Source organism: Conchiformibius steedae (genome assembly GCF_014054725.1).
GTDB lineage: Bacteria > Pseudomonadota > Gammaproteobacteria > Burkholderiales > Neisseriaceae > Conchiformibius > Conchiformibius steedae.
Map to the genome: position 1 here is coordinate 214,406 of NZ_CP059563.1, position 26,791 is coordinate 241,196.

The following is a 26,791-nucleotide window of genomic DNA, read 5'->3' on the forward strand; positions in this document are numbered from 1 at the left end:
TATGCCATAACATTTAACTTGGCAAGCCGTTTGGTCTAAATAGCTGAAAACAAGGTTTAATACGGCGGCAACAAACGGCGCAAGCCATGCAGCAGCACCACGAGAATCAACAGCAGATTGCGTATCAGCGTGAGCGCACCGCCAAAACGCAGGGGCGTTTGCGCTTTGCCGCTGTGCTGTACTTCGGCTGCCTGTGCTGCCAAACGCGCCAAAAATGTGGGCGACAAGACGGGTTCGCACCAATATCCGCCCACGCCGTCAAACAATGCCTGACCGTGGCGCACGCCTGCTGCGCCGCCAAACAGGGCGCACACGGTGTCGGTGTCGCCGCCTTGACGAATCAGCGCGTCCATGCCGTCTAAAGGCTGGTTACGGTATTGCCGCCACGCTGCAAACACGGCGGGAACGGTTTGATAGACATAACCGCTGTTACCGCGTTTGGGGTCGGGACGGTAGTCGCGGATGCGCTGGCATAGTTCATCATCGTCCAAACGGCTGCACACCCATTCGCTTATCTGTTCGGCAGACTGTTCGGGCAAGCGGTATTCCGCCCATGCCAGCAACGCCAGCGCATACGCGCCCTGTATGGCTTTGGGGTCGGTGTGGGTCAGTTCGCTGCTGATGCGGCACAGTTGCGCCAACTGTTCGGGCGATTCGCACAACACGCCCAATACCGCTGTCCGCATGGCTGCGCCGTTGCCTGCCGAAAACGTCCCCGAACGGCGCACGCCGAAATACATTTTCACAATGCTTTTTAAGGTTGCCATGCCGATGCCTACGGGCAACATTGCCAGCCACAGCATCAAAGGCGGCGCAGGCTGCGGCGGAAGGCTTGGGGTTCGCCTGCCGAAGCAATATAGGCTTGAACCGTTATCACCGCGTGTTCGGTATCGTCCGACACCATGCCGCCAGCCCAAGGCAGCAGCGCGTAACGGCGCAAACGTAAAAATTTCGCGGCGCGGCGCGGCGGCAAACCTTCATACGGCAGCGCGTAGGCATCGCCTACCGCACCACCCAATAACGCACCGTATAAAGCCTGTTGCAGATTCATTCTTTTATCCCTTAATTATCCAAAAATTTAGTGATTTATCTTAACACATCTCAAAACTTTCCCCACCTAATTCTGCGCTAATTTTGCGCCTGTATCATGCCGCTTATCCCATCAATCACTATTTGGAATGAAACCATGAACACCACACAAAAAATCCTGACCGCCGCTTTCACCACCCTTGCCTTGGCAACAGGCGGTTTGGCTTATGCCGATTACTCCCCCGCCAAACACGCCGCTTTGCAACACGCACCCGTTTCCGCCGCGCAAGCCGTGAAAACCGCAGCCGATAAAATCGGTGGTCGCGCCATTAAAGTGGATTTTGAACACAAATTAAACCGCAGCTATTACGATGTAGATGTGGTACGCGGCAACGACACCCACGAAGTGCGCGTAGATGCCAAAAGCGGACAGGTTGTCCGCAGCAAAATGGACCACGATGACGACGATGCCATGTTGCCCGAAGTAAAAGTATCTTTGCAACAAGCGATTACCGCTGCCGTACAAAAAACAGGCGGTAAAGCCAAAGATGCCGAATTAAAAGCCAAATACGGTAACGCACATTATCGGGTAGATACGCTGGCAAACGGTCAGGAACATCAAACCGTGATTGATGCCAACAGCGGCGCGGTACTGTCTTCACATATTGATTTGGACGACTAAAACCCAAACAGCTCTTACCGCACGGCTTACCGTGCGGTTTTCGTTTACAATGCCCTTTTTCCCTGCCGATTTTCGCCATGCGTATTTTACTTGCCGAAGACGACCGCATGATTGCCGAAGCCCTGTGCGCCCACCTGCGCGACAGCCATTACACCGTTGATTGGGTGAATAACGGCAACACCGCCGCTACTGCGCTTTCCGCTCAAAGCTATGATTTGCTGCTGCTGGATTTGGGTTTACCCGGACAAGACGGTTTAAACGTGCTGCAATACCTGCGCCGTCAGCAAAACCTTACCCCCGTGCTGATTCTCACCGCCCGCGACGATATTGACAGCCGCATTGCAGGCTTGGACGGCGGCGCAGACGACTACATCGTCAAGCCCTTTGATATGGACGAACTCAAAGCCCGCATCCGCGCCGTTTTGCGCCGCCACAACGGACAAGCCGCGCTCAAGCCCAGTAACGGCATCATCACCCTTCACCCCGACACCTGCCAAGCCGAAATTGTCGGACACGCGCAGATGATAGGTTTAAGCAAACGCGAATTTGCCCTGCTCAATGCCCTGCTCGCCCGCCCCGGTACGATACATTCCCGTGCCGATTTGGAAGACAAAGTGTATGGCTGGGGCGAAGAAGTGGAAAGCAACGCCATTGACTTTCTCATTCACGGCTTGCGGAAGAAAATCGGTAAAGATTTGATTAAAAACGTGCGTGGCGTGGGCTGGCTGGTAAATAAAACATCATGTTTCAACACACAGGGCAACACATAAAGCACAGCCCTATGTGTTGCCCTGATTCGGACGGAGTGACGCCCCGCCTGAATAAAAGCCGTAAACGGCAGAGTTTCAAACCGAAAAGGATTTTTTGATGAATTCCATCCGTTTGCGTTTAACGCTGGCGTTTATTTTGGTCTGCACGCTCACAGGTTTGGCGGGCGGCGGCATTGCCTTTTTAGACACCTACCGCGAAACCCACAAGCTGCAAGATGATTTGTTGCGGCAGATTTCCGCCTATATTGCCCCTGCCTATCCGTCTGCTCCGCGCCAAAACAGCGACAACGATGCCCGCATTGCCGTGTATGTGTTAAACGGCAAAGACAACAGCCCCGTTCATCTGCCTGCCCATGCCCCGCACGGCTTTTACACCTTCAGCAAAGACGACGGACAATTTACCCCCCACGAAGGCAGCAGCGGTCTCAAACTGTTTGACGACCTGAAACACACGGGCGATTTGTACCGCGCCTATGTGCGCCCCACCGCGCACGGGCATATTGTGGTGATGCAGGAAAACGAATACCGCGAAGAACTCGCCGAACGCGCCGCATGGACAGGTTTTCTGCCCCTGCTGGTGTTGCTGCCCGTGCTGTCGCTGCTGACTTTTGTGATTGTGCGGCGCACCATGCGCCCGATTGTGCATTTGGCGGAAAAAGTCGGACAGCGTTCCCCGCAAGACCTTACGCCTTTGTCCACACAGGGCATTCCCCGCGAAGCCAAACAATTTGTATTAGCCATCAACGGGCTGTTGGCGCAAACCGACCGTTTTGTCCAACAGCAGAAACGCTTTATCGCCGATGCCGCCCACGAATTACGCAGCCCCATGACCGCACTGTCGCTGCAAGCCGAGCGTTTAAACCAGCAAGAACTGCCCGAAGCTGCCCGCCGTCAAAGCGAAATGCTGATTACAGGCATCCGCCGCAGCCGCGATTTGCTGGAACAACTGCTGTCGTTGGCACGGATTCAAAACCCCGCCGCCACCCCGCGCAGCCGTGTGGATATTCACGCCGTATTCGGGCGCGTGATTGAAGACCTGTTTCCGCTTGCCGAGCAAAAACAGCACGATTTGGGCGTGGTGTCCGACCGCTCCGCCCACATTCACGCCAACGAAACCGATATTTACCTTTTGGTCAAAACCCTAACCGACAACGCCGTACGCTACACCCCCGCAGGCAGCCGCATAGATTTAAGCGTACACGCCCACCCCGACCACCTGCTGATTTGTGTGGAAGACAACGGCAAAGGCATTCCCCCCGCCGAACACCAGCGCGTGTTTGACCCTTTTTACCGCATTTTGGGTTCGGACGAACAAGGTTCTGGCTTGGGTTTGGCAATTGCTCGCAGCATTGCCGACAACTACGGCGGCAGCATCACCCTTGCAGACAGCACCCATTTTGACAGCGGTTTGCTGGTGTCAGTGCGTTTGCCTATTTAACGCGGTGATAGGCTTCCGTATTCCACTTTCCATAACGCAAAAAATACCCCGTTTGCGCCGCCACTTCCGCATCCAGCAGCAAACCCGTATGACTACATGGCACTTGCAAAGGCAAACTGCCCGCCAATGCCGTTTCCGCCAACGCCACCATACCGTCATTCGGTGCAGCCAACGCTCCCAATAATCTTCCCACGCCCACGCCTTTCGTTCCCGCCACATTGCCCCAAGCCGCAGGCACAGTTTCAGGCAAACGCCCATCCAAACCCCAATCCCACGCCTTTCCCACCAACACGGGACAATAACGGCGCACCGCCGCAGCCGTGGCACTGCCACCGTGCGGCGTACCCAGCGTAACCACCCTGCCCTGTATCAAATCGGGCGCAATCGCCGCCAAATGCCGCAACACCAATCCCCCCAAGCTGTGCGCCACAAAATGACACGGCGCCAGCCCATGACTGCGGACACGTTCCGCCAACGCCCGCGCGTGTTCCCTAGGCATGGCACGGGTAGTCGCATAACGGAAATACACAGGCTCAAAACCCTGCTGTTCCAAACGGCTACCCAACACCCGCATCACCCAATCATTCATCAACAAACCGTGCAACAACACCACTTTCATTCATTTTCCCCCGCCAAACACGCCCGCACAGGCGCAAAACTGCGCCGATGTTCGGGCAACGCCCCAAATTCATACAACGCCGCCAAATGCGCCTTCGTACCATAGCCCTTATGCCGTTCAAAACCATATTGCGGAAAACGTTTTGCCAAAGCATACATTTCCGCATCACGCGCCGTTTTCGCCAAAATAGAAGCCGCTGCAATCTGCGCCAGTTTCCCATCGCCTTTTACCACCGCTTCCGCCGCACAAGGCAAATCAGACGGCACACGGTTACCGTCTACCCACACCTTGTCAGGCACAACCAACAAACCGCACACCGCACGGCGCATCGCCAACATCGTTGCCTGCAAAATATTCAACTCATCAATTTCCGCCGCCGAAGCCGATGCCACACACCAACGCGCTTCCGCCCGAATCCGTAATGCCAACGCATCACGCCGTTTTTCGCTCAAGGTTTTAGAATCCGCCAAACCCACACAATCAAAACCCACAGGCAACACCACTGCCGCCGCAAACACCGAACCCGCCAAACACCCCCGTCCCGCCTCGTCCACGCCCGCATCTGCTGCCGCCGCCATTTCCAATACCGCTGCCATCGCACATCCTTTATGCAAAAATGCCGCGATTGTAGCGCAAAGCCCCATTCATAGAAACTTATCCACAGCCCACGCGCAAAATGGTAAAAAGCTATCCACAGAAATTGTGGATAACTTGCCCCCAAATGCCATTTTTTACCCGTTTTTTCAATTACCTTGCTTAATTGCTTAAAAAATAGGCAGGTGTTATACAGCTTTTTGCCGTATGGTAAAAAGTTATCCACAGAAATTGTGGATAACTCACCCACAAACCCCATTTTTTAGCCAAACTTTCAATTGCTTTGCTTAATTGCTTAAAAAATAGGCAATATTAGTTTTGCCTGATTGCAAAGTTTGCGTTTTTGTCCCAATCAGGCACAAACACAAGCAAAACCCTTATTTCCAGCCTGTGGATAACTCTGTTAAGCCCATTATTTTTCAGCAAAACCATACCAACAAACAAATAGCAAAAATACTACACCCGCGCCCCATACCCCACAAAATATTTGACAAAACTTTCCCCAATCCAAGCGAAACCGCATTTGCCGCTATAATGGCACATCTGCATTCCCTTCCCCTTTCCCCATAATGTTTCAACACACAGGGCAACACATAAAGCACAGCCCCATGTATTGCCCTGATTCGGAAGATGTTGTTACGCCCTACCCGAACAAAAGCGCATTTTACCGCCGTAAACGACAGGGCTTCAAACCAAAAAGGAAACTTGATGAACGAATCGGAACGCCATGCTTGGCTTCAGTTGGCACTTACGCCCCATATCGGCGCGGAAAGTTTTTTGCGCCTGCTCAAACATTACGGTTCGGCAGCAGCGGCTTTGGCTGCGCCTGCGGCGCAGGTGGCGCAAATCGCCCGTTATGGCAAACGCGCCGCCGCCGCTTGGCACACCCGCGCCGATGAAGCACGCGCCGCCGCCGATGACGCTTTACAGTGGGAACAACAAGCAGCTTGCCGTTTGCTGCTGCTGGGCGATGCCGATTATCCGCCGCTGTTGGGCGAAGGCATGACCCCGCCGCCTTTGTTGTTTTTGCGCGGCAATGCCGATTTATTGGGACGGGCAGCGGTAGCGATAGTCGGCAGCCGTCATTGCACGCCACAGGCTGCACGGATTGCACGGGATTTCGCTCAAGCATTAAGCGAACAAGGGATTACCGTAATTTCAGGCATGGCTTCGGGCATTGATGCAGCGGCGCATCAGGGCGCGTTGCAAGGCAGCGGCAGCACGATTGCCGTGTGGGGAACAGGCATTGACCGCGTCTATCCCCCCGCACACCGCAATTTGGCGCACCAAATCGCCGAGCAAGGTTTGATTGTTTCAGAATTTCCTTTGGGAACAAAACCTTTAGCAGGGAATTTTCCGCGCCGCAACCGCATTATCGCTGCATTGGGCGTAGCCACCTTGGTGGTGGAAGCTGCTTTAGAAAGCGGTTCATTGATTACCGCACGTTTGGCGGCAGAAATGGGACGAGACGTAATGGCGGTTCCGGGTTCAATTGACAACCCGCACAGCAAAGGTTGCCACAAGCTGATTAAAGACGGCGCAAAATTAGTGGAAAATCTTGATGATATTTTGCAAGAATGCACAGCACTCGGCGGAAAAGCGCTGCCGCGCCCCATTCAAGCAATCTGCCAACTGCCACGCCAGCAGAAAGAAACCTTGACCCTTATCCCCACGCCCACCGAGTCTCACACAGACACACCCGACCCCCAACATCCTTGGCTTGCCGCCGTAGGTTACGACCCTTTCCACCCCGACACCCTAGCCGAACAATTGCGCCTACCCGCCGCCGATATTCATGCACAATTATTGGAATGGGAATTAGAAGGTCTATTGGCAGCGCTCTCTGGTGGACGTTATCAACGCATCCGCTAATCGCCACCATACAGCAACGGCGTAGCTTGGGGAAAAGCCAATCCCTTACCCAAGCTACTGATTCAATTAATCCATCACACAACGAATTAAACCCAATTCTTTTTGCGTAAATCCTGCTTCAAATAAGGCTTGAGCCAATCTATCAGAAAAAAATAAAGATTCATGTAAATATCTTTCACTCCACACATCCACAGCTAATTCTCCATCTGCACAAGACAAAATAATATCATCGTCTTTTGTAGCCCAAATGAATCTTAAGGGCTTATGTGGCGTATAATCACTGGCTTTAATGCCTTTGCTTTTATCGGAATCTAAAAACTCACGAGTTTCTGCAATATTCAGAAAATAATAAGGAATATCGGAAAGCTGCTCTTTGGTTTCTATATCGTAAATATAGACTTGGCTAAAATGGGTGTTGCCTAAATTAAATTGAGAAATAATATTGTAAAATTGCTTATTGATGACCAAATAGCCATCAGTTATTTTAAATAAGGTTTCATTTTCCTTTGGCATATTACTGTAATCTATATCAAGTTCAGGCTTTTTAAATAATTTTACTGGTAAATTTTTTATAAACACCCTTTCATGCCAAGATTTCATAAATTGATAAATAGATTTATGTAACTCGTTCAACTTCTTTTGTTCCACATCACTTAATTGATTAAGCCTTTCCTTTTTCTCAAGAAAAAAGTTTTCAGACCCATCATAATCATCTGTTTGTATCCATATCCCATAAGTATCAATAGAACAACTGGTGTAATCACACAACCAAGCATAATTAGACATAGCCCTCTCCTATAAAACTGAAAAATACATTTATACCATAATGGATTATAATCAAAACCACAAAGCAATAAGCGGTTTTCTTGAAAGCAGGATATCCAGACTATCCGCATAGTCACATGACAAGACAATTTCTGATTACACAATAAAAACCCCATGGTGATTAGCATGAAAATCACCATGGGGTTTAGGTATCGCTATGATTTTTTATGTTTGCAACCAGAATGTTACGGGTCCGTCATTTTGCAGCGACACTTGCATGTCTGCGCCAAAACGTCCTGTTGCGGTGGGGACGGCTGCGGCAGCGGTTTGACAGAAATAATCATATAAATCTTGCGCCTGCTGCGGCGCGGCTGCGCTGGAAAAGCTGGGGCGCAAGCCTTTTGCTGTATCTGCCGCCAAAGTAAACTGCGACACCACCAGCAAACTGCCGCCGCTTTGTAGCAGGTTCAGGTTCATTTTGCCGTTTTCATCGGTAAACACGCGGTAATGCAAAACTTTGTGTAATAAACAGTCGGCATGGCTGCGCTCGTCTTGCGCTTCCACACCCAGCAACACCAGCAGTCCCGCACCGATGCTGCCCAAGGTTTCGCCACCACTTTCTACCCGTGCATGGCGCACGCGCTGAATCAGGGCAATCATTTAGCGTACCGGAATAATGGTTTTACCAATGGGCGCAATCGCCAGCATCGCCAGTTTCCAGTATTGCAAACCAAACGGTATGCCGATAATGCTGACAAAACACGCCAAAGCGGCGGTTAAATGGGCAATCGCCAGCCATACACCTGCCACGGCAAACCAAATAATATTACCCAGCAAGCCTAAAGTGCCTGTGCCGATGTCTTCCTGACCCGTAACCAAATTGCGTGATACGGCGTCGCGCCCGAACGGCCACAGCGAAAATTTGCCAATCACAAAACACGCCCGCGCCCACGGCAAGCCGATAATGCTCACTGCCATCAGTGCGCCCGCCAACCACCACATCAGTGCCGACACCAAACCGCCGAACACCAGCCACAAGATATTTAATACAGTACGCATGGGGTTTTCCTTCCTTTCCAAGTTATCACAGCCTACTGCCTTGGGCAGTGGCTTTGTGAATCAATATGCCGCCGCTTTGCGGTCAAAACAAGCCCGCGGGGTGTAAAGAATCGTCAAAACCCGTGCGCGGGCGTAAAAAAACTCGGGGCGAAATCGCATTTTTACGTTTATCAGACGGCAAAATTTTTGTACAATTCCGTTTTTTATCCAAAAAATCACACAGGCTGCGGCGCAAACGGTTTCACACGCGGCAGTCTCGCTGTGGCGGTAGCAATGTTGCGTATTTGCCGCACCGCCGCACGATATTTGAGAATCAGACCGATATGCATTCTACCAACAACAAAGACCTTACCATCGCCATCTGCGCCGGGGAAGCCTCTGGCGACCTGCTGGGCGCACACTTGATTGAAGCCTTACGCAAACGCTATCCGCGCAGCCGTTTTTACGGCATAGGCGGTCCGCGTATGCAGGCGGCGGGACTGTACAGCCTGCACGAACAAGACCCGCTGTCGGTGCGCGGTTATTTTGAAATTGTGGGCAATCTGTACCAAATCTGGAAAATCCGTCACGACCTGATTAAAAATCTAAAAAAAATCTGCCCGCATGTGTTTATCGGCATTGATTCGCCTGATTTTAACCTGCCTGTTGCCGCCAAACTCAAAGCCGTAGGCATTCCCACCATACACTACGTTAGCCCTTCGGTGTGGGCGTGGAAAGCCAAACGCATCAATAAAATCGTGAAACAGGTGGACCGCATTTTGTGTCTGTTTCCGATGGAACCGCCGCTGTATGAAGCAGCAGGCGGCAAAGCCGAATTTGTCGGACACCCATTGGCGCAAATGCTGCCGATGGAAAACAGCAAAGTCTTAACCCGCGAACGCCTGAAATTAGACGTTACTGCGCCCGTATTCGCCATTATGCCGGGCAGCCGTGTCAGCGAAATCCAATATATGGCACCCGTGTTTTTACGCGCCGCCGCACTGATTTACCGCGAACTGCCCCAATCGGTGTTTTTGCTGCCCTACCCCAGCGCACCTGTTCGCGAAGCGTTGAACAAATTTTTAGAGCAAGACGAATTCCGCCACCTACCCATCCGCATGCAGGCCGCCAAAACCGAATTGGCGTGTACCGCTGCCGATGTGGTGCTGGTTGCCAGCGGTACCGCCACGCTGGAAGTGGCATTGTGCAAACGCCCGATGGTTATCAGCTACAAAATTTCCCCGCTGACCTATATGCTGGTGCGCCATAAAATCACCATTCCCCACGTTGGCTTGCCCAATATTCTGCTGGGGCGCGAAGTGGTGCCCGAACTGATTCAAAAAGAAGCCACCCCCGAAAAACTCGCCGCTGCCGTACTGGATTGGTATTACCACCCTGTCCGCGCCGCCGAATTGGAACAAGTGTTTGCCAAGCTGCACCGCGCCCTACAGCGCAACACCGACGAACTGACCGCCTATGCCGTATTAAGCGAAGCAGGCGTTGCCCTGCCCCCGCCTGTGGTTGAACCTGCCGAACCGCTGGTTTTAGAACCCGAACCCGCAGCCCCTGTAGCCGAAGCCGCACCGCAAAGCGCACCTGCCACCCAACCCACAGCAGCACAACCTGCGGCAAGCGCACCCACTACACCTGCGCCAACCGAAGCTGCGCCTGTTACCCCAGCACCCGTGTCCCCTGCTGTGAGCGCAGCCGCCGAAACCACGCCTGTCCAAACCACAGAAGACACACCTGCTGCACCGAAAAAATCCCTGTTGGCACGCTTGTTTGGCAGCCGCAGCCACGATGACGAAACCGTAGCCAGTGCAGAACCTGAAGTGATTTTTGCTTCCGACAGCACTGCCGCAGAAAACCCATCTGCCGAAGCTGCCCCCGCACAAACCGCCGAGCCCGTCCGCCGCGTATTGGAAAGCGAAGACGTACAAGGCACACCCGACAACCAAATCGTGCTGCCGCAGTCTAATATTTTGGGCGGGCGCAAAACCCATAACATCTTTACCAAATACCAGCAGCAGGTCCAATCTGCCGAAACTGCCACGGTGGAAGCAGAAAGCCACAGCACAGCTGCTATAGCCGCAACCGTGCAGGAAGAAGCCCCTGTTGCCTCCCCAGAAGCAGCTGACACAGCACCTGAAACCCCGGCTGCACCCGCCCACAATATCGGGCTGCTGCACCACCTCAGCCGCATCAGCATGTCTGCCTATGTGCCAAACGGCATCAGCGACCAACTTGCCCGCCAGCAGGCAGAAGAAGAAGCCCGTGCAGCCGAAGAGGCACGCCGTGCCGAAGAAGAAGCCCGCGCCCTTGCCGAAGCACAGGCACGCGCCGAAGCCGAAGCGGCTGCCGCCGCAGCCGAAGCCCAAGCCCGTGCTGAAGCCGAAGCAGCAGCCGAACACAAAAAACACAGCGTTTCCGAATACAGTTCCAACCCCAAACGCTATTTGGGTACGGGTGGCAAGAAAGGCGGAATGTTTTACTAAAAACCACGGGGGCATCTGCCCCCGTTTTTTTATTATCTAGCGTTTCCCCTGCTGCAAAGCCTCTGCCAACGCCGTACAACAGCGTGTCAGCACATCCCGCGTCTCCACAAAATTACCCGTGTACCACGGGTCAGGCACATGGTCGTAGCCGCAATCGGGGCATAAATCGGTTATCTTAAAAATTTTGTCGTGCGTGCCAAAACGCGCCCGTACATCGCGCAGATTATTGTCGTCCATCACGATTAAATAATCGTATTCGGCAAAATCCGCATCGCGCAATTTGCGGCTGGTAAAGCCTTTGCTGTCAATCTGCAAACCGTCCAAAATATCCGCCGTGCCGCAATGCATAAATTCGCCGTCGTGCCAGCCCGAAGTGCCCGCGCTGGCGCACTGCACGGGCAAACCGCGCTGCGCGGCAATTTCGCGGAACAGGTATTCCGCCATCGGCGAACGGCAAATATTACCCAAGCACACAAATAAAACCTTTTTGTTTTCCATCTTTTCCGATTTCATAGCATTTTCAAAAGAGCCACATTATACCCCTTGGCAGGCATCTGCTTAAAACACAAAAAACAGTGGTTTTACGTTACAATCCCTGCTTTTGCGTTCCCCCATCAAAGGATAAACCATGTCTTTGCAAAACATTATTGAAACGGCGTTTGAAAACCGCGCCGACATCACCCCCGCCACCGTCTCTGCCGAAGTCAAAGAAGCAGTATTAGAAACCCTGCGCCAACTGGATTCAGGCAGCTTGCGCGTTGCCGAGAAAAAAGACGGCGCGTGGGTGGTAAACGAATGGGCGAAAAAAGCCGTTTTGCTGTCGTTCCGCATCGCTGATAACGAAGTGGCTGACGACGGTGTAAACAAATATTTTGACAAAGTGCCGACTAAATTCGCCGAGTGGACACCCGAACAGTTTCAGGCAGCGGGCTTCCGTGCCGTACCGGGTGCGGTGGCGCGTCGCGGCAGCTTTGTCGGCAAAAACGTGGTGTTGATGCCCTCTTATGTCAACATCGGCGCGTTTGTGGACGAAGGCACAATGGTAGATACTTGGGCGACTGTCGGTTCGTGCGCCCAAATCGGTAAAAACGTGCATTTGAGCGGCGGCGTGGGCATCGGCGGTGTGTTAGAGCCTTTGCAAGCCTCGCCCACCATTATTGAAGACAACTGCTTTATCGGCGCACGTTCCGAAATCGTGGAAGGCGTGATTGTGGAAGAAGGCAGCGTGATTTCCATGGGCGTGTATATCGGACAATCTACCAAAATTTACGACCGCGAAACAGGCGAAATCCATTACGGTCGCGTACCTGCGGGTTCGGTGGTTGTTTCAGGCAGCCTGCCCAGCAAAGACGGCAGCCACAGCCTGTATTGCGCCGTGATTGTGAAAAAAGTGGATGCGCAAACCCGCGCCAAAACCAGCGTAAACGAATTATTGCGCGGCGTATAAGTTTAAAATTTTAAAAATAAGAAAACCGAATTCCCAACAGAATTCGGTTTTTATAGTTGATAAAAATAAAAACGAGACAAGGCGACAACGCCCGCCGTGTACGATAAGTACATCAGGGCGTTGGCAACGCCGTATCGTTGCAATTTTAATCAACTATATTTTATACCCAATCGGCAGATTCTTTATTTTCCATGTCTTCAGGCGAACCGTCTGTTTTGTCGTCAAACACCGATACATCAGGCACAGGGAAAGCATCGCCCAATTCCTGCAACAGATTATCGCGGATGCGGGTAAAGGTTTCATGTACATATTCAGAAGCACGGTGCGGGTCGTCCCAGCCCGAAGCGGTATGCTGCGCTGCGTCCAGCAATCCTGCAAACACTTCAATCTGATGTTTCACCACCGCATAATAGCGCACTTCTGCCAATAATTTTCGCTGTTGATAAAACAGCACCGCCGACACCAACACCAGCACCACCGCAGGAATCACATAAAACACCACGCTCCACGGTCCCAATTTGTTAAACAGCAGATACACCACCGCATCGGCAGTCATGCCCTGACTCCACGCCGACCACAACGGCGATAAAATAATCGCCACATCTGCTGCCAACACCAACGTACCTGCCAAACCGCTGAAAAAGGCAAAACGGCTGCCTGCCCTCATGCGCGTTTCCACATTGTCCAAGGAATCAATCAGGGCTTTTTGGGCGCGGCGGGTGCGCTGTTCCAAACGCTGCATCTGACGTTGCAGTTCTGCGGCTTCTTCCTGCTTTTGTGCCAAACCTTCTTCGCGCTGTTTTTTGGCTTCGTTTAACAGCGAGATTTTGTCCTGAAGCTCGCGTATTTCTTCCTGACGCTCGGCTTCGCTTGCGCCCGTTACACTGAACACGCTTTCGGCATCGCGCACACGGTCTTGCAAATCTTTAATTTGTTGGTCAAAACCGTCAATAATGCGCTTGATGTTTTCAGGGGTATCGCGAAACGGTACGCCAATCACATTGTCCATTAGCGCCGATTGAAAACGCACGGTTTGAATATCCGCACCGCGCAAATCGGTGCGCCACAAATGTGCGCCCTGTAAATTGGCTTCGCGCAAATAGGCACTTTTTAAATTGGTGTCGCGCAGATACGCGCCTTGAAAATTGGCTTCGCGCAAATACGCGCCTTGCAGATTGGTATCGCGCAAATACGCGCCCTGCAAATTGGTATCGCGCAAATACGCGCCGCGCAAATTGGCATCGCGCAAATCGGCACCGCGCAAATTGGCACGCTGCAAACCCGCACCTTGCAAATTGGCTTCGCGCAGATTGGCGCGGCGCATATCGGCGGCTTCCAGCACCGTGCCTTCCAAAACGGCTTTTTCCAAATTGGCGGCAACCAGATTCATGCCCGAAAGCACATGCCCCGACAAATCGGCACGTTTGCCGTCTTTGCCGCCACTAATCAGCCACAGATAATGCTCTTGCAAAATCACGCGCAAGGCTTTGCTGCTTAAGGTGTTTTGCTGTGTCATAAGATTTTGCTCCGATATTTTGCCGCACGGCACACGGTATCACGCCCTGCCTGCGTGTCGTCCCAAACGGGACAGCCCCTTCCAAACTGCCGCATCATGCGATTTGGCAGTCAAACCATTTATTTTTATGTGTTTATTTCAAACCATGCCTAACGTCGCCGCTTCAGCAGCAGCCATTTTACCCGAATCCGCACATCATAGCCCACCGAACCCGCACCAAACACAAACAGCAGCGCCGCCATCGGCAGGGTAAAATGATAACCGATTTGACGGTAGCCCCACGCCCCCACTACGCCACCAGCAAAAAACGCCGCCATCAAACCAGTAAACAATTTAATTTTTGGACGGCTCACCCGCACATCAGGCAAACGCGGATGATTTTTACGGCGGTAATACAGCACTTTAGATAGCTCAATGCCCAAATCCGTTGCCGTGCCCGTCATGTGGGTAGAACGGATTGCCCCACCCGACAACACCGTCATCACCGTATTGTGCATACCCATAATAAAGCATAAAAACAACAAGGTAAGCTGTACTGCCGCTGCATCCACCCGTTCCAGCATCGTCCCCAACAAACCGAACAGCAGCAAATACACCGCTTCCAGCCACATCGACAAACCGTAACTGCTGCGGAAACGCTGCCGTTTTGCCCACAGCACCGTCCAATTGGCGTGCGCCGCGCCCAAAACAAACGACATCACCCCCGCCAATGCCGTCCACGCCATCAGCCATTCGCCTTCAAATACCCCGTCTGCCGCGTGCGACAGCGCACCCGTAACGTGCGAGGTATAAGCCGCCACCGCAAAAAAACCGCCCGCATTGATGCCACCTGCCAAAAACGCCATCACATAACCGAGCATACGGAAACGCACATCGGAAATATGCTGATGATGCAAATAAGGTTTATCTGCCTGCCAAAACGGATGGCGGGCATGGCGTGGTTTGTCGGCGCGCGCGGACATATCAGACCTAATCCGCAGGGTTGATGATAAACTGTCCATGATACAGCAATTTGCCCGCTTTGCGGCAGCTTATGCACCAAAGTACGGCATGGATTGGTTAAAAAACAACACTGCGCCCACCAAAGCAAAGCCACACATCATTGAAACACAGATGTGTGGCTCGCAGGCACAGCGTTTTTTTATCCAGCCAAAATCTTTTCCACAATCTCGCGCGTGTCTTTAGACAAATCGTCCCACGCAGCAAGCTGTTGCAGCTCGGCAGTCATCAGGGAGCGGCGGTGCGGCTCAAGGCGTTGGCACACACTAAACGCCGTTCGCGCCAACACCGCTGCCGTTTGCGGATTCAACGCATCGGTTTCGCGCACTTTTTCAGCAACAAAACGGTAACCTGCGCCGTTTTCCGCATGAAAATGGCGGTTATTGCGGGCAAACGTGCCAATCAGGGCGCGAACTTTATTCGGATTGGTGGGCGCAAACGCAGGATGTTGCAAGGCAGCTTGCACTTGTGCGGGCGTGTCGTCGCGGCGGCTGCTGGCAATCAGGGCAAAATATTTGTCCAACACCAGCGCGTGTTCGCCAAATTTTTCGGCAAAACGCGCCAACAGCGCATCACGGCGCGGGTCGTCCACATGATTCACGGCAGCAAGCAAACCCCATTCGTGGGTCATGTTTTTCGACATTTCATCATAATGCTCAAACACATATTCCATTTGTTCCTGCGGATTGGCGCGTAACAGCAGACTGCGGCAGACATTACGCAGGGTGCGCCATTCTGCCTGTTCGGGATAATAATCATAAGGATTTGGCACAGCAGCGTTTTCTTCGGCGGATTTGGCTTGCAGGTTTAAAGCCAAAATATCGTCTTGGAAACGCACTGCCAAGGCATTCAGCAAGGCTTCGCGGGCATGATGCACGTTCAGCGGATGGATGTTTTCGCTGCCCCACAATTCTTCTTCGGCGGGAACGGTCAATAATTCCGCTTTTAAAGCAGGGTCAATCTCGGCACGGATAACGTGCGCCAAGGCATCAAACAGCGTATCATGCGCGGGCAAATCCTGCTGCTTGGTTAATGCCTGCTCATTGGCGGCGACGGCGCGGCGGAACAAGGTCTGCCCTGCTTCCCAACGGGCAAACGGGTCACTGTCGTGTGCCAGCAGCAAAGCCAGTTGTGCATCGCTGTAAGGGAAATTCAGGCGCACGGGCGCAGAAAAGCCACGCAGCAGTGAGGGCGTAACATTAACATTTACCCCTTCTAAAACAAATTCTTGTTCGGATTCGGTCAGCAGCAATACTGCTTCGGTAACGCTTTCCCCGCTGTTTGGCAGGGAAAAGGCTACAGCTGCGCCCGTGTCGTCCAACAAACCGATTTTAACGGGCATCATCATCGGCTGTTTGTCGTGCATATCGGGGGTGGGCGGAATACTTTGTTTGATACGCAAAACATACGCGCCTTGACCGTTCAAACTGCCCGAAACGTCCAAAACAGGCGTACCCGCTTGGCTGTACCACAGGGCAAATTGCGCCAAATCCATGCCGTTGGCATCTGCCATCGCGGCGCGGAAATCGTCGCAGGTTACGGCTTGTCCGTCATGCCGTTGAACATACAGCTTCATGCCTTTTTGGAAACCCTCTTCGCCCAATAGGGTATGATACATACGCACCACTTCCGCGCCTTTTTCATACACGGTCATGGTGTAAAAATTGTTCATTTCCACATAGCTGGCAGGACGGACAGGGTGTGCCATTGGACCTGCATCTTCGGGGAATTGATGACGGCGCAGCAAAGCGGTATTGCGGATGCGGCGCACGGCGCGGCTGCTGCGGTCGGCGGAAAACTCTTGGTCGCGGAACACGGTCAGTCCTTCTTTTAACGAAAGCTGAAACCAGTCGCGACAGGTAACACGGTTGCCCGTCCAGTTGTGAAAATACTCGTGGGCAATCACACTTTCTACGCCGTCAAAATCATCATCGGTGGCAGTACGGGCATCGGCAAGCACATATTTGGTATTAAAAATATTTAAACCTTTGTTTTCCATGGCGCCCATATTAAAGTCGCCCACCGCCACCACCATGTAGATATCCAAATCATACACCAGCCCGAAACGGGTTTCGTCCCAGCGCATGGCGTGTTTGAGCGACTCGATGGCAAAGCCCACTTGGTTTTGGTCTTCGGCGCGGGTGTAAAATTCCAAGGCAATTTCGCGTCCGTCTGCGGCGGTAAAGCGGTCGCGGGTACACGCCAAATCGCCTGCCACCAACGCAAACAGGTAAGACGGTTTGGCAAACGGGTCGTGCCACACGGCAAAATGGCGTCCTTCGGGCAAATCGCCGCCGTCAATGCGGTTGCCGTTTGCCAGCAACACGGGAAAACGGGCTTTGTCGGCGTGAATTTCGGTGGTATAGACACTCATCACATCAGGGCGGTCGGGGTGAAACGTGATTTTGCGGAAACCTTCGGGTTCACATTGGGTGTACAGATTACCGCCGCTTTGATACAAGCCCATCAGCGTGGTATTTTGATGGGGAAACAGCTTGGTTTGCACGCTAAAGGTAAACGGCTGTGCAGGCGCACGATGCACCACCAACATTTCATTTTCCAAACGGTATTCGGTTTCGGGCAACATACGTCCGTTTACCATCAGCCCCACCAGTTCGGCGCTGCCGTGCAAACGCAAATCGCCCGCGCCGCTTTGCGGCTCAACCGCGTATTCGGCAGTTACCAAAGTATGGTCGCGATGAATATCAAAACGCAAACGGATTTCGGGAATACGATAATCGGGGGCGCGGTAGTCTTTTAGGTATTTGGCTGTTTGGCTCATAGAATTTTCCTAATGTTTCAACACACAGAGCTGAACATCCAGCACAGCCCTATGTGTTGCCCTGATTCGGACGGGCTTACACCCCAACCGAATAAAAAAGCTGATTTTACCGCCATAAACGGCGGGGTTTCAAACCGAAAAGGAATGTGGATGAAAAAAGCAGTACCCTATTGTACAAATTTTTCAAGCAGCCTGAAACGTCGCCGCTTTCTATTTTATTGACAACAAAAAAACATATCGCATAAGATATGCTTTTCCCCACGCCATTTGAGGTGCTTTATGTCTTATGCTTTCTATTTCTTTTCTCTTTCTGAAGAAGAGTTTAACGACATTGTTCAAAACCAAGACAACGACAAATTTAACGAACTTGCCGAAGAGCGTAGTAATCCACCTCTCGGTACCAGTACCCAAGAGTTTTCCGATGAATTTGTAGAGCTGGTTGAAAACCATCATCTTGCCCAATCTTTTTACTTCAAAGCAAAAAAACATGACGTTTTGGCACCTATGGCTGACGATGGCGACGCCCGTTGGTATGACCATGATGCCGTTCAAGCAATCGCAGCGGCATTTGAAGGGGTAAACTGGGGAAGCGAGATTAGGAAGTACTGCGAAGAAAACGACGAAGATTTTCACTATTCATTTGAAGAACAAGTTTATATTTTCAACAATATCACACGCCTATTTAAACACGCTGCTGCCAATAATTGGTTGGTTATTACCTATTCGTCTTAATCATGCTTTTTGGGCTGTTTTAAAGGTATTTTTCCCAAAAACAGTAGTATTACACAGCAAAACGCCGCCCCAAAGGGCGGCGGCATCGCTTGATATCAGCCTTATTCCATCGGCAGATTGGTCCAAACATTGCGGTAAGCGGTGTACATTTGCAAAACCGCCAATGCTGCAATCGTCAATACCACAGGCACAGCCAAAAACACCAGCAACATTGCCAGCTCCTCCAACCACACAGCCAACAACCATCCCACCATCCCCAGCACACAGCCCACCACAATCAATAAAGCCTTCCACACCGCAACCAACCTAACAAAAACAGCAAGATTCAGGAAAAAAGCACGCACACTCATCACACAGGCTTGAAAAGGCTTAATATCATGCAATACCACCAATACAATTGAAAACACACACATACCCATTGTCAGCATGACAAACAGTATAAAAAACACAATTAACACCCAGAACCAAGCCGATTTCGGCGGAAGCATACCTGCCAACCACAACACCCCTCCAACCATCAGCACCACCCATGCCATCAGAATAAACGACAACAGCAATAAAGGCTTTAACTGATATTGAAACCCCGAAAACAAATAAACAAATTTTAAATTATTATCTTCTGCCAACGATGCGGCGGAAATCATCATTCCGCCCGTCAGCAGCACAATACAGACCACCTCAAGCGGCAAAGCAAGCGATTTCAATATTTCGGCATGCTGCGGCATTTTCCCTACCAAAAAACCTGCCACTCCCCACATACACAGTATGATAATCAACAAATACATCCCAACCATCATCATCCATGTCCACTTGCGCCGTTTAAACAACAGCCATGCTTGGCGCATCCAAACCGAACTGTCCCGTGCAGGGCATTCTGCAGGTTCGTTCAACAAACACACTTCCGATTGTTGCCATTGTTGCCATATTTCATGATTCATATTGCGTATCCTAGGGCTGAATAAAACAGTTATTTTAAACGGATTTTCTGTTTCAGGCAGGTATTTCTGGAGACAAAAAACCGCCCGAACACCATGTTCGGACGGCTGCTTAAAGCAATACGGGGATTACTTATTCAATTCCGCACGCAGTTTTTTGGTTACATCCATCATCACTTCCAACTGCTCAATGGTTTCTTTCCAACCGCGTGTTTTCAAACCACAATCGGGGTTCACCCACAAACGCTCAACAGGCACAACTTCCATCGCTTTACGCAACAGGTGTTCCACTTCGGCAGCAGTCGGCACACGCGGGCTGTGAATGTCGTACACGCCCGGACCGATGTCGTTGGGGTATTTGAAATCGCCAAACGCAGTCAGCAATTCCATATCAGAACGTGAAGTTTCAATGGTAATCACGTCCGCATCCATGCTGGCAATCGCAGGCAGAATGTCGTTAAACTCGGAATAGCACATATGGGTGTGGATTTGCGTGCTGTCTTCAGCGCCCGTGCTGGACAGGCGGAAGGCTTCACACGCCCAAGCCAAGTACTCGTCCCATTGCGCTTTTTTCAGCGGCATGGCTTCGCGGATGGCAGGTTCGTCAATCTGAATCACTTTAATACCCGCTTTTTCCAAATCCAACACTTCATCGTTCAATGCCAAAGCGATTTGTTTAGCCACCACGCTCAAAGGCACATCATCGCGCACAAACGACCATTTGAACATGGTAACAGGACCGGTCAGCATGCCTTTCATCGGGCGTTTGGTCAGGGTTTGCGCGTATTGCGACCAATAAACGGTCATCGGCTCGGGGCGGGAAACGTCGCCGAAAATAATCGGCGGTTTCACGCAGCGGCTGCCGTAGCTTTGCACCCAACCGAATTGGCTGAAGCAGTAGCCCGCCAGTTGTTCGCCGAAGTATTCCACCATATCGTTGCGCTCGGCTTCGCCATGAACGGGTACGTCCAATTCCAGTTTTTCTTGTACTTCAACGCAGTAGGCGATTTCTTTCTTCATCGCTGCATCGTAATCGGCAGCAGACAACTCGCCTTTTTTAAAGGCGGCGCGTGCTTGGCGGATTTCGGTGGTTTGCGGGAAAGAACCGATGGTGGTCGTCGGCAGAACAGGTAGGTTCATCCAAGCCTGTTGCGCTTTGATGCGCTCGGCAAACGGCGATTTGCGTTGGTCTGCGCCTTCAGGCAACTCGGCAACGCGTTTTTGTACCGCTTCATTGTGGATTTTTTTGTTGGTGGCACGGTCGGCAGCAGCAGCATCGGAAGCGGCAATCGCTTCTTTTACGCTGTCTTTACCGTGTGCCAACGCCTGTTTCACCACACCCAATTCCACCAGTTTTTGCGCGGCAAACGCCATCCAGTTTTTGATTTCGGGGTCTAATTTTTCTTCTACTGCCAAATCTTGCGGGCTGTGCAGCAGCGAGCAAGACGGCGCAATCCACAAATTATTGCCCAATTTTTCCTGTACGGGTTTCAAAGTATCAATCACTTTGCTCAAATTGGCGCGCCACACATTGCGACCGTCAATCAAACCCACTGACAATACTTTGTTTTCAGGCCAATTCGCCACAAACACATCCAATTGCTCGGGCGCACGCACCGCATCAATATGCACACCGTGAACAGGCAGGGCTTTCAGCAGGTTCAAATGCTCGGCAACAGAAGCAAAATAAGTCCCGATAATAATGCGAACACCCGTATTGGTCAGCTCTTTATAAGCCGTTTCAACGGCTTTAATCCAATTGGCATCGGCATCGGCAGACAAAATCGGCTCATCAATTTGAATCCAATCCACGCCTTCCGCTGCCAGTTCGCGCAACAATTGTGCATACACAGGCAACAATTTCGGCAACAGGCTGATGCGTTTAAAGCCCTCGCCTTTTGCCTTACCCAGCCACAGCAGAGTAACAGGACCTAACAAAGTCGGCTTAATATCATGACCTTGAGCTTTGGCTTCTTTGATTTGGGCAATCAGGTTTTGCGCGTTTACCGAAAACTCGGTATCCGCATGCCATTCGGGAACGATATAGTGGTAGTTGGTATCAAACCATTTGGTCATTTCCATGGCAAACTGAGTGGCATTACCACGCGCCAATTGGAAATATTCAGGCAAAGTCAGTTTTGCGGGGTCAAAACCAAAACGTTTGGGAATCGCGCCCAAAGTACACAGCAAATCTAACACTTGGTCATAAAAAGAAAAATCGCCTACGGGCAACAAATCTGCACCCGCTGCTTTTTGAGTCGCCCAGTTGCCACGGCGGATATCAGCCGCAACGGCTTGCAATTCGGCTTCGGTTTTATCGCCTTTCCAAAAAGCTTCAACAGCAAATTTCAGTTCGCGTTTCGCACCGATGCGCGGATAACCTGAAAGATGAAAAGTATTCATAAATCATTCCTTATAAAATCCCCACACACGGGGAACACAAAAATTCTCAAGGCGCGATATTGGCGTGTTTTCACAATGAATGCAAATGATAATTTTGCATTTCCAATATGAATTTTTTTCATATTCCAAACATCACGCATTATCGGCTGTCGGGTATTTGACGATTCAGGCACGCCACCGCCAACCACAGTACTACCACACAATCAATTAAACGGATAATCTGTGTCGCCAATGCACTAACGGGAAAGCAAAACTGCCAAATTCCCATTACAATCAAAGTAAAAATACCCAATATTGCCCAAAAACACCGCTTCTGTGCTCGCGCTCGCAGGCGTGGCGCAGGATAACGTTGCACCGTTTTGCGCCACACCCAAGCCACATACGCCAAACCGAAAATTCCGCCACTGTATTGCAGCCATTTATAAACAGGCAACCCAATTAGCTTACTGTTTAAAAAAGAAATATGCTCTACAAACCATGCACCCTGATGGGTAAAGGCATCCCAAAACACATGGGTTGCCATGCCCAATAACGCAGATGACAAAAACACAAGTACACGCTGCCCTCTTGTTTTTGCTGATGTATCAGGGACATCAAACGCCCACGTTTGCAGTAAATAAGCCATCGCCACTGCCCGCAAACGCCAACGATACAGCGCATAAAACAAGCACACCAAGGGCAGATTCAGACACAAAGCACCCAATAGGGTATGCCCGAAACCATTCGCCGCCCTACCCTGTAAAAAATAAATAAAATCAGGCGACATTGCCCCCAAAACCAATGCACCACGATGCAAAAACGGTTTTTCGGGCAAACACAATACTGCCGCAGGATGAGCTAAAGTAAACGGCATCAGCGTTCCTGATTATCCATTAATATTTTTTGGTAAACTGCATCGGGCACATAGCGCAACAACACTTGTCGCCAACCTTTGTACCCCACCAAACCTTTTACCATTGTAGAAGAAATTTCGGCGATTTCACGCGGGGGCATCAGAAATACGGTACGGATTTCGGGCTGCAAATCGGCATTGATGTAACGCACGGCGCGTTCGTATTCGTAGTCAGCACCCGTGCGAATGCCTCTCACAATAAAACGTGCCCCTACCGAATCGGCATAATTCACCAAAAAATCATTTTCAAACGCCGCAATCCGAACATTGGCAAACTGTGCGGTAATATCCTGCAACATTTGCTGCCGTTCTGCCACAGTATAAGTGCTTTTTTTGTCAGCATTCACGCCAATCGCCACAATCAGTTCATCAAAAAGCTGCTGCGCTTGGGCAATCATCCACAAATGACCATTGGTAGGCGGGTCAAAACTGCCTGCATATACGGCACGGCGCAATACGGTAGGCTGCTGCATGATGTTTATTCCAGTTAAAAACCCCCTGAAAACAAGGTTCAGGGGGTTTATGAATAAGGAGTTTGGCGGTGCCCTACTTTCGCACGGGGATCCGTACTATCATCGGCGCAGCTGCGTTTCACGGTCCTGTTCGGGAAGGGAAGGGGTGGTACCGCAGCGCTGTTGCCGCCAAACATAAAAGGATAAATCGGAAGCCGCTGTTGGGTAATGATGTATTTCAGTAAACTGATTAAGTACTTCAAATGATAGAGTCAAGCCTTACGGGCAATTAGTACAGGTTAGCTCCACACATTGCTGTGCTTCCACACCCTGCCTATCGACGTTCTGGTCTCGAACGACCCTTTAATGTGGTCAAGCCACAAGGGAAGTCTCATCTTCAGGCGGGTTTCGCGCTTAGATGCTTTCAGCGCTTATCCCTTCCGAACTTAGCTACCCGGCGATGCGACTGGCGTCACAACCGGTACACCAGAGGTTCGTCCACTCCGGTCCTCTCGTACTAGGAGCAGCCCCCGTCAAACTTCCAACGCCCACTGCAGATAGGGACCAAACTGTCTCACGACGTTTTAAACCCAGCTCACGTACCACTTTAAATGGCGAACAGCCATACCCTTGGGACCGACTACAGCCCCAGGATGTGATGAGCCGACATCGAGGTGCCAAACTCCGCCGTCGATATGAACTCTTGGGCGGAATCAGCCTGTTATCCCCGGAGTACCTTTTATCCGTTGAGCGATGGCCCTTCCATACAGAACCACCGGATCACTATGTCCTGCTTTCGCACCTGCTCGACTTGTGGGTCTTGCAGTTAAGCTACCTTATGCCATTGCACTATGAGTCCGATTTCCGACCGGACCTAGGTAACCTTCGAACTCCTCCGTTACACTTTGGGAGGAGACCGCCCCAGTCAAACTGCCTACCATGCACGGTCCCCGATCCGGATGACGGATCTGGGTTAGAACCTCAAAGCCACCAGGGTGGTATTTCAAGGGCGGCTCCGCAGAAACTGGCGTTTCTGTTTCATAGCCTCCCACCTATCCTACACAAGTGACTTCAAAGTCCAATGCAAAGCTGCAGTAAAGGTTCACGGGGTCTTTCCGTCTAGCAGCGGGGAGATTGCATCTTCACAACCATTTCAACTTCGCTGAGTCTCGGGAGGAGACAGTGTGGCCATCGTTACGCCATTCGTGCGGGTCGGAACTTACCCGACAAGGAATTTCGCTACCTTAGGACCGTTATAGTTACGGCCGCCGTTTACTGGGGCTTCGATCCGATGCTTGCACATCTTCAATTAACCTTCCAGCACCGGGCAGGCGTCACACCCTATACGTCCACTTTCGTGTTAGCAGAGTGCTGTGTTTTTAATAAACAGTCGCAGCCACCTATTCTCTGCGGCCCTCTTTGGCTTACGGAGCGAGTCCTTCACCTAAAAGGGCATACCTTCTCCCGAAGTTACGGTATCAATTTGCCGAGTTCCTTCTCCCGAGTTCTCTCAAGCGCCTTAGAATTCTCATCCTGCCCACCTGTGTCGGTTTGCGGTACGGTTCTGATTCAACTGAAGCTTAGTGGCTTTTCCTGGAAGCGTGGTATTTGCTGCTTCGCAACCGTGGTTGCTCGTCATCACGTCTCGGCATTAAGGAAGCGGATTTGCCTACTTCCTCTGCCTACCAGCTTAAACAGACTATTCCAACAGTCTGCCAGCATAACCTTCTCCGTCCCCACATCGCATTGAATCAAAGTACGGGAATATTAACCCGTTTCCCATCGGCTACGCATTTCTGCCTCGCCTTAGGGGCCGACTCACCCTACGCCGATGAACGTTGCGTAGGAAACCTTGGGCTTTCGGCGAGCGGGCTTTTCACCCGCTTTATCGCTACTCATGTCAACATTCGCACTTCTGATACCTCCAGCAGCCTTTACAAGCTGCCTTCACAGGCTTACAGAACGCTCCCCTACCATGCTAGTAAACTAGCATCCGCGGCTTCGGTTACAGATTTGAGCCCCGTTACATCTTCCGCGCAGGAAGACTCGACCAGTGAGCTATTACGCTTTCTTTAAATGATGGCTGCTTCTAAGCCAACATCCTGGCTGTCTGTGCCTTCCCACTTCGTTTACCACTTAATCTGTCATTTGGGACCTTAGCCGGCGGTCTGGGTTGTTTCCCTCTTGACAACGGACGTTAGCACCCGCTGTCTGTCTCCCATGATTGCACTTTCCGGTATTCTTAGTTTGCCATGGGTTGGTAAGTCGCAATGACCCCCTAGCCATAACAGTGCTTTACCCCCGGAAGTGATACATGAGGCACTACCTAAATAGTTTTCGGGGAGAACCAGCTATCTCCGAGTTTGTTTAGCCTTTCACCCCTATCCACAGCTCATCCCCGCATTTTGCAACATGCGTGGGTTCGGACCTCCAGTGCGTGTTACCGCACCTTCATCCTGGCCATGGATAGATCACTCGGTTTCGGGTCTACACCCAGCAACTGTTCGCCCTATTAAGACTCGGTTTCCCTGCGCCTCCCCTACTCGGTTAAGCTCGCTACTGAATGTAAGTCGTTGACCCATTATACAAAAGGTACGCAGTCACCCTATACAGGGCTCCCACTGTTTGTATGCATCAGGTTTCAGGTTCTATTTCACTCCCCTCCCGGGGTTCTTTTCGCCTTTCCCTCACGGTACTGGTTCACTATCGGTCGATGATGAGTATTTAGCCTTGGAGGATGGTCCCCCCGTCTTCGGACAGGATTTCACGTGTCCCGCCTTACTTTTCGTGCGCTTAGTACCATGATAGTGTTTTCGGATACGGGGCTATCACCCACTATGGCGGACGTTTCCAAGTCCTTTTCCTAACACTGCCATTATTACGCACAGGCTTTTCCGTGTTCGCTCGCCACTACTTACGGAATCTCGGTTGATTTCTTTTCCTCCGGGTACTTAGATGGTTCAGTTCTCCGGGTTCGCTTCAGCAGAGCTATGTATTCACTCTGTGATACACACTAAAGTGTGTGGGTTTCCCCATTCGGACATCGCGGTATCATTGCTTTATTGCCAGCTTCTCCGCGCTTTTCGCAGGCTTACACGTCCTTCATCGCCTATCATCGCCAAGGCATCCACCTGATGCACTTATTTACTTGACTCTATCATTTGAAGTACCTGTTGACTTCGTTTGTTTGGCGTTGACGACCAGAACAAACTTCAGATACCTTACTTTGATACAGTTTACTGCTTTGTTGTGAATTGTTCCTGCCTTTTGTGTTCAGGAACAATTGATACAATCATCACCCAAATTACTGTGGTTGAAATATATTTATATT

Annotated in this window: 21 protein-coding genes, 2 rRNA genes and 1 pseudogene; 7 read left to right on the forward strand and 17 right to left on the reverse strand. The window is 51.3% G+C overall.

Going from position 1 to position 26,791, the window contains the following annotated elements; all coding sequences use genetic code 11:
* Window positions 1-56: 56 nt before the first annotated feature.
* Both H3L98_RS01425 and H3L98_RS10980 read right to left on the reverse strand, forming a co-directional pair.
* The gene (locus tag H3L98_RS01425) at window positions 57-803 is read right to left on the reverse strand and encodes an ADP-ribosylglycohydrolase family protein (RefSeq protein ID WP_051532124.1); all 747 of its coding nucleotides are present in this window, start codon (window positions 801-803) and stop codon (window positions 57-59) included.
* Window positions 803-1,051 (reverse strand): ADP-ribosylglycohydrolase family protein, encoded by a 249-nt coding sequence (locus H3L98_RS10980; protein ID WP_051532125.1) that lies wholly within the window; start codon window positions 1,049-1,051, stop codon window positions 803-805. Before H3L98_RS10980 ends, H3L98_RS01425 begins: the two co-directional genes overlap by 1 nt.
* A 135-nt stretch (window positions 1,052-1,186) precedes the next feature.
* Here H3L98_RS10980 and H3L98_RS01430 point away from each other — a divergent pair, with 135 nt between their 5' ends.
* The 3 genes from H3L98_RS01430 (at window position 1,187) to H3L98_RS01440 (ending at window position 3,919) form a co-directional block, all read left to right on the forward strand.
* Window positions 1,187-1,711 (forward strand): PepSY domain-containing protein, encoded by a 525-nt coding sequence (locus tag H3L98_RS01430; RefSeq protein WP_027022404.1) that lies wholly within the window; start codon window positions 1,187-1,189, stop codon window positions 1,709-1,711.
* 77 nt (window positions 1,712-1,788) lie between these two features.
* A complete protein-coding gene (locus H3L98_RS01435) occupies window positions 1,789-2,481 on the forward strand; it encodes a response regulator (protein WP_027022405.1) in 693 nt (230 codons plus the stop codon).
* Between the two features lie 97 nt (window positions 2,482-2,578).
* On the forward strand, window positions 2,579-3,919 hold the full coding sequence (locus H3L98_RS01440; protein ID WP_027022406.1) for an ATP-binding protein: 1,341 nt from the start codon (window positions 2,579-2,581) through the stop codon (window positions 3,917-3,919).
* Here H3L98_RS01440 and H3L98_RS01445 read toward each other — a convergent pair.
* Window positions 3,912-4,538 carry an esterase/lipase family protein gene (locus H3L98_RS01445; protein WP_027022407.1) on the reverse strand — a complete coding sequence of 209 codons (627 nt, stop codon included), beginning with the start codon at window positions 4,536-4,538 and terminating at the stop codon, window positions 3,912-3,914. The two genes, H3L98_RS01440 and H3L98_RS01445, sit on opposite strands and share 8 nt — an antisense overlap.
* On the reverse strand, window positions 4,535-5,134 hold the full coding sequence (gene rnhB / locus H3L98_RS01450; protein ID WP_156932321.1) for a ribonuclease HII: 600 nt from the start codon (window positions 5,132-5,134) through the stop codon (window positions 4,535-4,537). Before rnhB ends, H3L98_RS01445 begins: the two co-directional genes overlap by 4 nt.
* Window positions 5,135-5,840: 706 nt before the next feature.
* Here rnhB and dprA point away from each other — a divergent pair.
* On the forward strand, window positions 5,841-7,004 hold the full coding sequence (gene dprA, locus H3L98_RS01455) for a DNA-processing protein DprA (RefSeq protein ID WP_027022409.1): 1,164 nt from the start codon (window positions 5,841-5,843) through the stop codon (window positions 7,002-7,004).
* Window positions 7,005-7,070: 66 nt separating this feature from the next.
* Here the strand turns inward: dprA and H3L98_RS01460 are convergent, their stop codons facing one another.
* The 3 genes from H3L98_RS01460 to H3L98_RS01470 all read right to left on the reverse strand — a co-directional run bounded on the left by H3L98_RS01460 (window position 7,071) and on the right by H3L98_RS01470 (window position 8,828).
* Window positions 7,071-7,790, reverse strand: coding sequence for a hypothetical protein (locus H3L98_RS01460; RefSeq protein WP_027022410.1), 720 nt, complete (start codon window positions 7,788-7,790; stop codon window positions 7,071-7,073).
* Window positions 7,791-7,994: 204 nt separating this feature from the next.
* Window positions 7,995-8,429 (reverse strand): D-aminoacyl-tRNA deacylase, encoded by a 435-nt coding sequence (gene dtd / locus H3L98_RS01465; protein WP_027022411.1) that lies wholly within the window; start codon window positions 8,427-8,429, stop codon window positions 7,995-7,997.
* On the reverse strand, window positions 8,430-8,828 hold the full coding sequence (locus H3L98_RS01470; protein WP_027022412.1) for a YccF domain-containing protein: 399 nt from the start codon (window positions 8,826-8,828) through the stop codon (window positions 8,430-8,432).
* 323 nt (window positions 8,829-9,151) lie between these two features.
* On the opposite strand from H3L98_RS01470, the pseudogene lpxB reads away from it, so the two are divergent.
* Window positions 9,152-10,303 (forward strand): annotated as a pseudogene (gene lpxB, locus H3L98_RS10875) (lipid-A-disaccharide synthase); the annotation flags it as partial.
* Between the two features lie 1,035 nt (window positions 10,304-11,338).
* On the opposite strand, the gene H3L98_RS01480 reads toward lpxB, so the two are convergent.
* Window positions 11,339-11,800 (reverse strand): low molecular weight protein-tyrosine-phosphatase, encoded by a 462-nt coding sequence (locus H3L98_RS01480; RefSeq protein WP_027022413.1) that lies wholly within the window; start codon window positions 11,798-11,800, stop codon window positions 11,339-11,341.
* A gap of 130 nt (window positions 11,801-11,930) precedes the next feature.
* Here H3L98_RS01480 and dapD point away from each other — a divergent pair, with 130 nt between their 5' ends.
* Window positions 11,931-12,749: a 2,3,4,5-tetrahydropyridine-2,6-dicarboxylate N-succinyltransferase gene (dapD, locus tag H3L98_RS01485; protein ID WP_027022414.1), complete on the forward strand. Its 819-nt coding sequence runs from the start codon at window positions 11,931-11,933 to the stop codon at window positions 12,747-12,749.
* Between the two features lie 160 nt (window positions 12,750-12,909).
* On the opposite strand, the gene H3L98_RS01490 is transcribed toward dapD, so the two are convergent.
* The 3 genes from H3L98_RS01490 to pepN form a co-directional block, all read right to left on the reverse strand.
* On the reverse strand, window positions 12,910-14,265 hold the full coding sequence (locus tag H3L98_RS01490) for a pentapeptide repeat-containing protein (RefSeq protein ID WP_051532126.1): 1,356 nt from the start codon (window positions 14,263-14,265) through the stop codon (window positions 12,910-12,912).
* A gap of 149 nt (window positions 14,266-14,414) precedes the next feature.
* The gene (locus tag H3L98_RS01495; protein WP_027022415.1) at window positions 14,415-15,227 is read right to left on the reverse strand and encodes a YoaK family protein; all 813 of its coding nucleotides are present in this window, start codon (window positions 15,225-15,227) and stop codon (window positions 14,415-14,417) included.
* 179 nt (window positions 15,228-15,406) lie between these two features.
* A complete protein-coding gene (gene pepN, locus H3L98_RS01500) occupies window positions 15,407-18,046 on the reverse strand; it encodes an aminopeptidase N (RefSeq protein ID WP_027022416.1) in 2,640 nt (879 codons plus the stop codon).
* Window positions 18,047-18,325: 279 nt separating this feature from the next.
* On the opposite strand from pepN, the gene H3L98_RS01505 reads away from it, so the two are divergent.
* Complete coding sequence (locus tag H3L98_RS01505; RefSeq protein WP_027022417.1) at window positions 18,326-18,778, forward strand: hypothetical protein; 453 nt, start codon at window positions 18,326-18,328, stop codon at window positions 18,776-18,778.
* Between the two features lie 101 nt (window positions 18,779-18,879).
* Here H3L98_RS01505 and H3L98_RS01510 read toward each other — a convergent pair whose 3' ends face one another.
* The 6 genes from H3L98_RS01510 to H3L98_RS01535 form a co-directional block, all read right to left on the reverse strand.
* On the reverse strand, window positions 18,880-19,716 hold the full coding sequence (locus H3L98_RS01510; RefSeq protein WP_027022418.1) for a hypothetical protein: 837 nt from the start codon (window positions 19,714-19,716) through the stop codon (window positions 18,880-18,882).
* Window positions 19,717-19,842: 126 nt separating this feature from the next.
* Window positions 19,843-22,116 (reverse strand): 5-methyltetrahydropteroyltriglutamate--homocysteine S-methyltransferase, encoded by a 2,274-nt coding sequence (gene metE, locus H3L98_RS01515; protein ID WP_027022419.1) that lies wholly within the window; start codon window positions 22,114-22,116, stop codon window positions 19,843-19,845.
* A gap of 139 nt (window positions 22,117-22,255) precedes the next feature.
* Window positions 22,256-22,969: a DUF4184 family protein gene (locus H3L98_RS01520; RefSeq protein WP_027022420.1), complete on the reverse strand. Its 714-nt coding sequence runs from the start codon at window positions 22,967-22,969 to the stop codon at window positions 22,256-22,258.
* Window positions 22,969-23,481, reverse strand: coding sequence for a pantetheine-phosphate adenylyltransferase (gene coaD / locus H3L98_RS01525; RefSeq protein WP_027022421.1), 513 nt, complete (start codon window positions 23,479-23,481; stop codon window positions 22,969-22,971). The genes H3L98_RS01520 and coaD overlap by 1 nt, the downstream gene beginning before the upstream one ends.
* A 60-nt stretch (window positions 23,482-23,541) precedes the next feature.
* A 5S ribosomal RNA gene (rrf, locus tag H3L98_RS01530) occupies window positions 23,542-23,654 on the reverse strand.
* Between the two features lie 74 nt (window positions 23,655-23,728).
* Window positions 23,729-26,614, reverse strand: a 23S ribosomal RNA gene (locus tag H3L98_RS01535).
* Window positions 26,615-26,791: the final 177 nt, after the last annotated feature.